The sequence below is a fragment of the Sulfobacillus sp. TH-112 genome, assembly GCF_057473405.1.
In genome coordinates, this window is the sequence record NZ_JBYCKN010000133.1 from 23,379 (window position 1) to 34,034 (window position 10,656).

At 50.9% G+C, this 10,656-nt stretch carries 11 protein-coding genes; 8 read left to right on the forward strand and 3 right to left on the reverse strand.

Translation table 11 applies throughout. The annotated features are described in order from the left end of the window. Positions 1 to 184: 184 nt before the first annotated feature. The 3 genes from ACOJWD_RS09410 (at position 185) to ACOJWD_RS09420 (ending at position 3,039) form a co-directional block, all read left to right on the forward strand. A complete protein-coding gene (locus ACOJWD_RS09410; RefSeq protein ID WP_486992970.1) occupies positions 185 to 1,279 on the forward strand; it encodes a class D sortase in 1,095 nt (364 codons plus the stop codon). Between the two features lie 12 nt (positions 1,280 to 1,291). Beyond that, positions 1,292 to 2,128: a hypothetical protein gene (locus ACOJWD_RS09415; protein WP_486992971.1), complete on the forward strand. Its 837-nt coding sequence runs from the start codon at positions 1,292 to 1,294 to the stop codon at positions 2,126 to 2,128. A 452-nt stretch (positions 2,129 to 2,580) separates the two neighbouring features. Then, on the forward strand, positions 2,581 to 3,039 hold the full coding sequence (locus tag ACOJWD_RS09420) for a YbjQ family protein (RefSeq protein ID WP_486992972.1): 459 nt from the start codon (positions 2,581 to 2,583) through the stop codon (positions 3,037 to 3,039). Between the two features lie 580 nt (positions 3,040 to 3,619). On the opposite strand, the gene ACOJWD_RS09425 is transcribed toward ACOJWD_RS09420, so the two are convergent. Together ACOJWD_RS09425 and ACOJWD_RS09430 are read right to left on the reverse strand one after the other, a co-directional pair. Beyond that, positions 3,620 to 4,318, reverse strand: coding sequence for an anti-sigma factor (locus tag ACOJWD_RS09425; protein ID WP_486992973.1), 699 nt, complete (start codon positions 4,316 to 4,318; stop codon positions 3,620 to 3,622). Next, the gene (locus ACOJWD_RS09430; RefSeq protein WP_486992974.1) at positions 4,308 to 4,868 is read right to left on the reverse strand and encodes an RNA polymerase sigma factor; all 561 of its coding nucleotides are present in this window, start codon (positions 4,866 to 4,868) and stop codon (positions 4,308 to 4,310) included. Before ACOJWD_RS09430 ends, ACOJWD_RS09425 begins: the two co-directional genes overlap by 11 nt. A 484-nt stretch (positions 4,869 to 5,352) precedes the next feature. On the opposite strand from ACOJWD_RS09430, the gene ACOJWD_RS09435 reads away from it, so the two are divergent. Next, positions 5,353 to 6,522: an MFS transporter gene (locus tag ACOJWD_RS09435; protein ID WP_486992975.1), complete on the forward strand. Its 1,170-nt coding sequence runs from the start codon at positions 5,353 to 5,355 to the stop codon at positions 6,520 to 6,522. An 81-nt stretch (positions 6,523 to 6,603) separates the two neighbouring features. On the opposite strand, the gene ACOJWD_RS09440 is transcribed toward ACOJWD_RS09435, so the two are convergent. After that, the gene (locus tag ACOJWD_RS09440; protein ID WP_486992976.1) at positions 6,604 to 7,422 is read right to left on the reverse strand and encodes an MIP/aquaporin family protein; all 819 of its coding nucleotides are present in this window, start codon (positions 7,420 to 7,422) and stop codon (positions 6,604 to 6,606) included. A 131-nt stretch (positions 7,423 to 7,553) separates the two neighbouring features. Between ACOJWD_RS09440 and argR the strand changes: the two genes are divergently transcribed. From argR to ACOJWD_RS09460, 4 genes are all read left to right on the forward strand, one after another. Beyond that, positions 7,554 to 7,997 carry an arginine repressor gene (gene argR / locus ACOJWD_RS09445; RefSeq protein WP_486992977.1) on the forward strand — a complete coding sequence of 148 codons (444 nt, stop codon included), beginning with the start codon at positions 7,554 to 7,556 and terminating at the stop codon, positions 7,995 to 7,997. Positions 7,998 to 8,074: 77 nt separating this feature from the next. After that, a complete protein-coding gene (argF, locus tag ACOJWD_RS09450; RefSeq protein WP_486992978.1) occupies positions 8,075 to 9,055 on the forward strand; it encodes an ornithine carbamoyltransferase in 981 nt (326 codons plus the stop codon). Positions 9,056 to 9,060: 5 nt separating this feature from the next. Continuing rightward, a complete protein-coding gene (locus ACOJWD_RS09455) occupies positions 9,061 to 10,287 on the forward strand; it encodes an argininosuccinate synthase (protein ID WP_486992979.1) in 1,227 nt (408 codons plus the stop codon). After that, a partial coding sequence (locus ACOJWD_RS09460; RefSeq protein ID WP_486992980.1) for a lyase family protein occupies positions 10,284 to 10,656 on the forward strand: 373 nt, incomplete at its 3' end. The genes ACOJWD_RS09455 and ACOJWD_RS09460, both read left to right, overlap by 4 nt.

Below are 10,656 nucleotides of genomic sequence, written 5' to 3' on the forward strand. Positions count from 1 at the left end.
CTGTCAATTCATTCGATTTGGTATCCTACTTCGAACATTAGATGGGAATTGGCGGGCCCGCCATCGGATTTACGTCTTCTTCGTCCGCCCTGATTCCATCATTTTTTCTTCGATAGAGATCTCGCGCGTAAGTCGTGTCGTAATCATGGCTGAGAGAACTCAAGAAGAAAGAGGGTGACCCCGCATGAACCGAAGGACTCTAGGTTGGACATTATTGGCGTCTGGTGCACTCTTGGCGTCCATTCCTATTTGGATTGCGCCAGCCATCTCATTAGTCGGGGATCATACGATTACCCGTACACCCACTCACCTCGCCGTGGCTCGTCCCGCCTCGTCTGTGACCGCCATTCCTGCAAGCCTCCTATCCGCTCCGAAGGCCATTAATCCCCAAGCGGGTAGTACCGTGGCCAACCTTTCCATTCCGTCACTAGGGCTCAATACATCCGTAATTGAGGGAACATCGTATAGCGAATTACTACTGGATCCCGGTCACTATGCTGGTTCTGTTCTTCCTGGAGAAAATGGCACCAGTGTCTTGGCAGCTCATAACGCTACGTATTTTCGCCACATCAATGAACTCAAGCCCGGATCCGAAATCATTGTGACCACATCTCAGGGAAAGTTTTGGTTCAAAGTGACAGGACACAGGGTGGTCCCTGATACTGTGGGACTTCCAATAAGCACTACGCCGACTCTGGACTTGGAAGCCTGCTACCCCTTAGACGCCCTATATTTTACCCCCGATAGATATATTGTAGAAAGTTCTCTCGTCAAAGATCATCTTTATACCACTCAGCATAGTGCCCAAAGATCCCCATCCGATGCAAGCCCGTATACCACAAATATTCCTGCCGTCATTGCCGACCACTATTCGTTTTCTCTCACCAAAAACTCTCTACCAATGGGCGACTTTACGTATCAAGGTTCTCTATCAAAGAAGGCGTTCGCCTATCAGCAATCCGACCGTCCGCTTCAAGCAGCAACCACGGCGGTCGACCTTTGGCTCGCCTTCCGTGATGCGAGCCAAATTGGCAATAGCCAAGCGGTCCTTGCGCTGTTACCCAATGAGAAAAGCACCCCTTATTGGAAAGCGCAAAGCATCATCTATGAGGCCCCACTAACCGTTGAACTCACTCTATCGGCCAGGGGAGCCCCCGAAACTATGACCCTATCGGACACCAATGTGTCAATAGATGAAACGCCTTACGTAGTCCACATGCACATCTCATTCAGTCAAAACCAGCTACACATCTCATCAATTCAATTTCAGCCAGAATAGGGAGGAACAATGATGACGCGACTAGGAATACAGCGCATACTCGGAGCTATTTGGCTCTTTGATGGATTATTGCAATTACGTCCGGCAATGTTTACCACGGGCTTTCTTCGGGTGAACGTCGCCTCCAACATCTTTCCCGGCCAATTACCGTGGATCAATCATGTCGTACGTTGGGAAATTAGCTTAGCACACCCAGTCTGGTTGTTTAATCTCATGATTATCATCCTCCAAGTGGGTATCGGCACCGCCTTACTTCTTAACTGGAAACTGCGCTGGATACTTTCGATCTCCATTGGTTGGGGACTCTTGGTATGGCTCTTTGGCGAAGGTCTCGGCAATATCCTGGCACACCAATGGAGCCTTTCGGTCGGCGCCCCCGGAGCCGCCCTGCTTTATGTGCTAATCGCCGTCATTGTATGGCCGGTAAAGGATTCCCCCAAACCATTTCATCGTTGGTCACAATCAATAGCGGTCACCGCGTCCGCTATTGGATGGCTTCTAAGCGCCTTCGAGGCTTGGGTGTATCCTGTGGCAACAACCGGGTTTGGAGGGGTGGAAGCCAAGCTCTTTTCCATCGCTTGCCTACTCGCTGCGATCTTACTCCTGCTTCGTCCGACACGGACAATCGGCGCTGTAGCGCTTCTTCTATTAGCGCTCACCGCTTGGATTTTTATGCAAGAGGCGGGCATGTTCTGGTTGACCTACGCCACCGATATTAATAGCGGAGGCTTGTGGGCTCTTCTAGCACTCAGCATTCTGCAGAGTAGGACGACACCTAACAACCACAAAAAACTCTCTCAAGAATCGCTGCCGGTCATTTCCTTGTTTTCCCGAAGACAAACTGGCTAAGAGCGCTTTGCAACTAGATCGCTGAATTCTAAAGCAGCGATATCCCAATAGTGCTCGAACCGTCGCCTCTCTTTTGAGTCACAACGGCAACGGCTAGCTCTTCCCAAGAAGGGGTCACCCTATAGGATACGCGACAGAAGCCCCACGAAAAATTAAGTAACAACTAGAGCCGATTGACTATTATGTTATGTGGCACTCGACCAAGGAGCAGCCGTTCTATTGCCATCACTGAAATCATCTCACTTCTTCTATTCGACGGTTCTTTCGGCGCCTCAATCACTGTGCCTGAAAGACCTGTTGACCTATACTAAAGCTGATCGGGGAATCTCTCTGCGCTAAATTAACCTTGTTGTCTTGCATCGTTGGGCCCTTACCCAGAGAGACTTCTTAATCTCACGAGATTCATCGTGGTGTAGCAGAATGTCCTAGCGGTTGAAATTCGGAGGTGGATTATGGCTTTTGGCGTTGGCAACAACAATCAAATAGCGGATATGAAAGATGTTGAAGAACAACTCAAGGCACTCAAAAGCAAGTCTTCTCAAGGTGCTGCGACTAGCAATCTCAGCGCCATGGACTTTTGGTTAGTCACCGATTCCGGCTATGAACCGGTCGGATTCGTTTTGGGTAATAGCGTGATGTCGATGGGGGTTGCAGGGGGGATTGCCACTGCCTTTAAGGGATTACAACGGGGAGAGTTGACTCAATTGACGCAACTCATGTATGACGCCCGCGAATTAGCTTTACAGCGCATGAAGTCGGAAGCAACGGACTTAGGTGCCGATACTATCGTCAATGTGAATTTAGAAATTATCCATCGTTCAGAAGATGTCATGGAAGTGGTCGCTACCGGAACCGCCGTAAAAAAAGTCGGTGAACGATCATCCCGTCCGGTCACCTTGCAGATGCGATAATTCGTTGTGTACCCTTGGGGCCGACGCCATTGGGATAAAGCTCAAGCGGCGTCATCCCTAAGGAATGTGGCAACGATATCGCCGCATTGCCGAAGAGTCTCTGCGCATGAGAACATAATAGTACTGCACCCAAAGACCTTGCAACTGCCAAAATTCCCGCTAAGGTCCTCTAAGGCTGCTTCGCCCTACCAATGCTCCGTTTTCTCAATCTCCCCATAGCATGCTTCGATGATGACATTCTGGGTTGGGTCATCGGAGCACCCCGGTATCTCACAGTATCACCCCAACCCGGCCAGTGCTCGATTTGACGAGACAGGCGCGGGGACGGTGACTGGGAGCCTCATGCCAAATCCCCCCCTAGAATCATCCCCAAGGGTATGTCAAGAGTGCCCCGGGGTGCCACTACTATGCCCTATGACTATCGCAAGCCGTTTGTGAGGAGCGCTCGGAGGAAGACCCACCTTTGTAGTTCGCGGCAACCTGATGCTGAGACAGGAGCTCAACCTCGTCAACGGTATGCTATTTGAGGTATAATGTCATCCCTGCCTCAACTTCCCTGGTCCTGAGTCGTCATCCTACCTCACGTATGCACACTCCCTATCACCAACACCGGCGTTGTCGGGGCACTGGTACCTCCGGCAGGTTCAATGGTAATCGCAAATGCGTCCGGGCTCGAGGCCGGAATAGTCATCTCGGTGGGCAGCCGATCGAATGTGCCAGCCCTCACGGGGTGCCCATTTTCAATCCACCATCCCTCGTAAACATTGCTAGCGGTCAAATGAGGTAAGCCGCTGGCCCAGACCACTGCGCGATTATCTTTCAGGTAGAGCACCGCGCGATATTGTCCCGTGCTACTGGTCAGTGACACAGGATGTCCACTGGCCATGAGATGCAGTACATTCTTCGTCTGCTGAGCGGTTTGCCGATAATGTAGCGCACTAGCCCATCCACCTAGGGCTATCAGGATACTTGCCGCCCACGCTAGGATAGGCTTCCAGTGTATCGTCGAACCATGCGCTTCAAGCTTTTCTGGCCTCTTAACCGAATGACTATCCTCACTTAGCCTATTTTGAAACTTAGCGCGCATGTCCTCTTTACCGGTTTCATCAATCTGGTATTCAGGATTCGCCATGATCCCTAGAACCTTCTGATATTCCTCAAACGCCATTTGACACTCGTCACACTGCGACAAATGAATGCGCACAAGACGAGACTCATCCTGGGTGAGAGCGTCCGCTGCAAGAAGCGGCACATTTTGCATTAGTTCTTCATGGCTCATCCGTACTCACCTCCATCATTCGTCGCAATTTATCGAGCCCGAGTCGCAATCGCGTTTTAGCAGTTCCTAAGGGAATTTTTTGCCTCATAGACGCTTCTTCTGCAGTCTGGCCGCGAAGGTAAACGGCATAAATCATGGTTCGCTGAGCCTCCGGTAATCCATTGAGCGCCTCATAGAGACTCTCTTCCTGTTCGTGTTGCAATACGGCACCTTCTACCGTACCAACCGCAGTAGGAGACAACCCGACCGCCTCGTCTAATGCCGCTGCATCGGGCTGGCGTGCTATTTTTCTCAAGCGGTCGATAGCGCGCGAACGAGCAATCGTAAGTATCCAGCCAATCACGGGAGCTCGACCTGCGTCGTACAGGCCGGCGGTTCGCCATACCTGCCAGAAAGTGTCTTGAATGACTTCGTCCGCCGCTTCTCGGTCTGAAATCAATTTGCGGCAAAATCCAGCGACCACTCCAAAATACTGATCATAAAATTGCATCATTGCCTCTTGATCCCCCGCGGCCATGCGGCGAAGAATGTCGTGCTCGTGATCGGCCATGGAATCCCCTCTCTATCCTAATATCCGATCATTACGGCAAAATCGATCTATCTTTTTGATGATACTCGAACACGATTTAGTGTAACTAGTTTTAGGGTCTACGCGAAGGATGACAATCAATTCTTGTGAACGTCCACTCCTTCTCTTGCTGTGAACGTCAGATGCAACGGAACCCTTTTGTTACAACTCATTCTACAGTAGGCGCTCATCCTGCGAGCGCACTATGCACGATATGAGGATCTCTAAGCGATTGCTTTGCCGTTACACGACGCGGAGATTCTAAGGTAGCGTGACAAAAGATACTGATTTCCATCAACGGATCGCGGCTCACGTGCCCCGCTCTTGGTTCATTTCGATAGTCGACTCGGATGAAGATCTTCACAAATGGTGCGAGCACTACACATCATTTGCCATGGATAGGGTCTCTCATAGTAGAAGACAATATGCTAACATGGGTTACAAAACATTAGCGGAGGTTTCTTTTGTGGCAACTGCGTCTCATGCTGAGCAAAATACCGGATTGTCTATTAATATCTTATCATGGCTCTCCTGGACGCACTTTCTTAACGATGGCATCGCCAATTACTTACCTGGCGTGCTACCTTTTATTTTAACTGAACGTCACGTTCCAGAAGCCTTGGCCGGGTCGTTTATGACCGCCCTGCTATTGGGGCAATCTCTACAGCCGTTGTCTGGATGGATTGCCGATCGCATCGGTGGTCGATCCTTAGTGCTCGGCGGTGTAGTCCTAAGCACCGTTGCCGCAGCGATGGTAGGGTTTTCGCATCCCATCTGGCTCATTCTATCGTTTCTTCTTTTAACGGGAATCGGCAATACCGCCTTTCATCCTCAGGCTCTCTCCATCACCAGAACGCACGTAGGCAAGCGTCAGGGATTGGGAATGGCAGTATTTTTAGTGGGAGGAGAAATTGGTCGCAGTTTAGGTCCACTGGCAGCGGGATTAGTGGTGCATCACTATGGGCTGCAATGGATTTGGTTATTGGCTGTGCCACTAATTTTAACCTATCCTTGGATTGTCAAAGCCATTCCGGCACAACCCAAGCGGACCAATCAGCGACCTCCCATTGCCTTTGATCGACACATTAAACCCGCATCCGCCTTATTAGCCTATGCCTTAGTCCGATCGGCCACCATTTATGAAATTATCACCCTAGCCCCGATTATGTGGCACAAAGAGGGGGGATCATTAGTCACCGGGGCGGCATTAGTGAGTGTCCTGATTGGCGTCGGCATTATCGGCAATCTTGGAGGAGGAGGTCTCAATGATCGCATTGGTAAACGGTTCGTCTTATTTTCCACCAGTCTCCTCGCCATTTTAAGTCTCATGGCCTTTAATACCCTTCACGGCGTCTGGATCTGGCCTACATTGGGGATTATGGGCATCGCCCTCTTTGGTGCTTCCTCAACCACGACACTGATTGGGCAAGATATTTTTTCTGAAAATCCGGCGCTCGGATCCGGGGTGGCGTTGGGACTGGCTAATGGGCTCGGCGCGATTATGGTCATTCCTCTCACCTATGTCGCTGCGCAAACATCGGACGCGCTCACCGTATGGATTCTCATTGCACTGACCTTAATCACCATTCCGACCATTATGGCCATGCCGGTGCATCATGGAACACGTCACGCCTAATATCGTATCCGAGTTAACCTCTCGCTCCCTGCATGGCATGGCTCGCGAGGGGTTCGTGGTTGCCATTCATCCACTCGTATTCTATGAGTCATGATGTGTAGCCTTTTTGTCTATCGATTTCCACTGCCCCCTTTTAAAGTGAAAGAGATGATAGGGGTCATGCTGAAAATAATAGAGTTTCGCCACCTCGACCTCCCACTCTAACTTCGGCAGTATAATGCTTAATACGAAGATTCCCACTAACGTACCTGCCAACGGTCCGACCAGATAGACCCACCAACTGGTCCAGACATGTGACAGCACCGCTGGTCCCAAGCTACGCGCCGGGTTCGTACTGGTTCCGGACCAAGGCGCCTCAAGATACACCATCACCGCATAAAGTATTGGAAAAATTCCTGGGGTATAGCGACGAAGCGATCGGTGTGCAAGGAATATAAATAGACTCATCACCAAGCAAAAGGTTGTAATCCCTTCTCCCAGCACCGCGATTCCGGCCCCCCGGGGTCCGGGAACCGTCGCCGCATAATGGGTCGCCATCGTCCATGGTCCCCATACTCTCAGGGCCGCCGCACCCAAAATGGCTCCTAGGCATTGAGCCACTACATACATTAAGGCCAGTCGAGGCGCCATCTTCTGTTGCATCCAAAACGCCAATGTCACTACAGGATTAATATGCGCTCCGCTCGTTTTCCCGACCTTAGAAAGAGCAATAAGGCCGCCAGTCGTGCCAAATAACAATCCGGTCATAGCCCGTCTTAAACCATCACTCGGAATATAGTGAACCACTGGACTGCCCTTGGCAAAGTCAAGTACCACAAACGAGCATCCTACAGCAATAAGTAGTCCCGTCCCGATGAGTTCGGACAAGGCGGCGATAAACAGATGTCGTTTGGTTGCCACTCTCATGCCTCCCATGAATCGGTTTGACTATGAACCTCATATTGTCATTCCCATCGTACTCTTTTGCTGCAATTCTGGCATACTGAAGACAATCAGTCGCTAGCTAGAACGGGAAGGACGGTACCCTGACCATGACCAAAGATGAGCGCTTGGCGAGAATTCGAGCCATCGTGAGCCATCAGGACATCGAGACCCAGGAAGACTTACAAATGATCTTGGAGCAAGAAGGCATTAATGTGACCCAAGCAACCATTTCACGAGACATTAAAGAACTACAACTCACCAAAGTCATGGGTTCGCAAGGCAGGTATAAATATGCAATCCCAATGAGTCCTCCCAGTTATACCCTAGATGAGGTTCATCACCGCCTCCTCGACATTTTTGTTTCCCTCAATCGCGCCCAAAATCTTTTAGTGCTGAAGGTGCTTCCAGGTCATGCCCACTCAATCGCGTGGCTATTAGATAACGTGGTTGTTGAGGGACTTGTAGGAACTATTGCTGGTGATGACACAGTGCTTCTAATACTTCAAGACGAAGCGGCCGCCGTCACCATGAAGAGAATCTTACGACCATAGATTTTTCATTGATCTATAGCATATTTATGCACATAGATGTATACTCTAGCGTATCTCATTACTAGGAGGGTACCGCTATGGTGCAAACTCTTGCATTGAATGAAACACTGAAAATGCGTTCTGTCATTTCTCTTATGGAGTGGTCTCCATCAGAAATTCAACGCGTACTGTACACCGCCCGCATCATGAAGCAAGAGCCATTCTCACCGTCGTTTCGCCACGCTCTGGAAGGTCAGCATGTGGCGTTGATATTCGAACTTCCGTCGACTCGCACCCGCGTCTCTTTTCAAGTAGCCATCGAAAGTATGGGCGCCTCTGCCGTGGTCTTTGAATGGAATCAAAGCCAGTTGGGACGCGGCGAGCCCATCAAAGACACCGCTCGAGTGATGTCTCGCTATGTTACTGGAGTCGTTGCGCGGGTTAAACAGCACGAAACCTTGCAAGAGTGGCAAAAGTGGGCTTCTTGCCCGGTGTTTAATGCCCTCACTAATCGTATGCATCCCTTTCAAGCACTAGCCGATGTACTCACCGTGTGGGAAAAGTTTGGCCACATGAGCGGTATTAAACTGGCCTATCTAGGCGACGGTAATAACATGGCCAATTCGTTCTTGGTGCTGGGTGCCAAGCTCGGAATGGATGTATGGATTGCCTCTCCACCATCGTTTCAACCACCATCAGATCTCGTGAATTGGGCAGTCGCCGAGGCCCAATTGACGGGAGCTACCATCCACGTCACTGACGATGCCGTGGCTGCGGTGAAAGGAGCCGACGTGGTCGTGACTGATGTGTTTCAATCCATGGCAGACAACCCCGATCTGGCTCAATTGAAGAAAGAGGTCATGTCGCCGTATCAAGTGAATGCGTCACTCATGTCGCATGCCAAGGCACAATCAATCTTTCTCCATTGCCTGCCTGCCCATCGCGGTGAAGAAGTGACCGACGAGGTATTGGAAGGCCCTCATTCGGCGGTTTTTGATGAAGCAGAGAACCGCCTGTGGGTTCAAAAAAGTGCGCTCTATCATGTGTTGTCAGATAGCTCAGCCGTAATAGGAGGATAACTTTCATGACGCTTTCGTTAACACCCACACGCCGAATTGCCCTTGCTTATTCTGGCGGACTGGATACCTCGGTGATTATCCCTTGGCTTAAGGAGCACTACCAGGCCGAGGTCTATGCGGTCATCGTCAATGTGGGCCAAAAAGAGGACTTTCAACGACTTAGCGCAAAGGCAATTGCATCTGGTGCCAAAGACGTCTATATTCCCGACTGTCGCGATGAATTGCTTCGCGATATCGCCTTTCCCATGCTAGCTTGCGAAGCACGCTATGAAGGACAATACCTTCTAGGAACCGCGATAGCGCGTCCGCTAATTGCAGCTCAGCTTGTAGAAGGAGCCCATCAATTTGGAGCCGATGCCGTGGCCCATGGCGCCACCGGAAAAGGCAACGATCAGGTTCGCTTTGAAGTGGGCGTCATGGCACTCGATCCCAATCTCACCATTATTGCCCCCTGGCGTCTATGGGACTTAAAGGGACGTCAAGACGAAATGGACTATGCCAAAGCTCACCAAGTCCCGGTGGATTCGACACCCCAATCGCCCTATTCTCGCGATGAGAATCTCTGGCATGTAAGCCACGAAGGTGGCGTTCTCGAAGACCCTACCGCTCCGGTCCCCGATGATGTATATACCTGGACACACTCTCCAGAGTTGGCTCCCAACGATCCAGAGTGGCTCACCATTCGCTTTACCCAAGGTGTACCGACCCACTTGAACGGCAGTCCAACGCCCGCCGTGGCGCTGATGGAACAATTAAACCAGTACGGATCCCAACATGGTGTCGGACGCGTGACCATGGTAGAAAACCGTTTAGTAGGGATTAAGTCCCGCGGCGTCTATGAGACGCCCGGTGGCACCATTCTCTATGCCGCTCACCATGCCTTAACGACACTCACCTGGGATCGCGATTTAGCACAGTTTATGACGCAGGTCAGCGATCGGCTAGCACGACTCCTCTATGACGGCTTATGGTTTTCTCCCTTAACACGATCATTATTAAGCTTTGTCAGCACAGCCAGTGAACCTGTCACCGGGTCGGTCACCGTGAAGCTCTATAAGGGGCAGGTTACGGCAGAGACCGTCACCGACGCACCCCGCACGCTGTATTCACCGGAACTTGCCACGTTTGAGGCGAGCCAATTTAGTCACCAAGACGCCGCGGGATTTATTCGCCTGTGGGGCCTACCGAGTCAAGTGTACGCGGCCACGATGAGAGATAAGGTGCTGTCATGAAGGAGATGGCGCGCAGTGAGCGTCTAAAGGAGCAGCTAGGCAAAGAGGTGGCAGGATTCTTGTCGTCTGTGCAATTTGACTGGCGTCTTCTTCCTTATGATGTCCAAGGATCACTCGCCCATGTCCAAATGCTTGAGAAATGTCAGATCATTACCTCCCCAGTATCTCAAAAAATTCAAGATGGCCTCAAACAAATTCTAAACGAGTGGGAAACCCATCATTTGTCTGCCAATCCTGAGTGGGAAGACGTCCACATGAACGTGGAAGGTCGACTGCATGAAATCATCGGCGAGGATGCGGGCTATCTCCATACCGCTCGCAGCCGCAATGATCAGGTGGCAACCGACATGCATTTATACCTGCGCGCAG

What these genes read in the sequence shown, in the direction of transcription:
- argF (WP_486992978.1), top strand. Translation starts at nt 8,075, where the DNA reads ATGGTGCAAACTCTTGCATTGAATGAAACACTGAAAATGCGTTCTGTC.
- argR (WP_486992977.1), top strand. Translation starts at nt 7,554, where the DNA reads ATGACCAAAGATGAGCGCTTGGCGAGAATTCGAGCCATCGTGAGCCAT.
- ACOJWD_RS09455 (WP_486992979.1), top strand. Translation starts at nt 9,061, where the DNA reads ATGACGCTTTCGTTAACACCCACACGCCGAATTGCCCTTGCTTATTCT.
- ACOJWD_RS09410 (WP_486992970.1), top strand. Translation starts at nt 185, where the DNA reads ATGAACCGAAGGACTCTAGGTTGGACATTATTGGCGTCTGGTGCACTC.
- ACOJWD_RS09430 (WP_486992974.1), bottom strand. Translation starts at nt 4,868, where the DNA reads ATGGCCGATCACGAGCACGACATTCTTCGCCGCATGGCCGCGGGGGAT.
- ACOJWD_RS09425 (WP_486992973.1), bottom strand. Translation starts at nt 4,318, where the DNA reads ATGAGCCATGAAGAACTAATGCAAAATGTGCCGCTTCTTGCAGCGGAC.
- ACOJWD_RS09415 (WP_486992971.1), top strand. Translation starts at nt 1,292, where the DNA reads ATGACGCGACTAGGAATACAGCGCATACTCGGAGCTATTTGGCTCTTT.
- ACOJWD_RS09420 (WP_486992972.1), top strand. Translation starts at nt 2,581, where the DNA reads ATGGCTTTTGGCGTTGGCAACAACAATCAAATAGCGGATATGAAAGAT.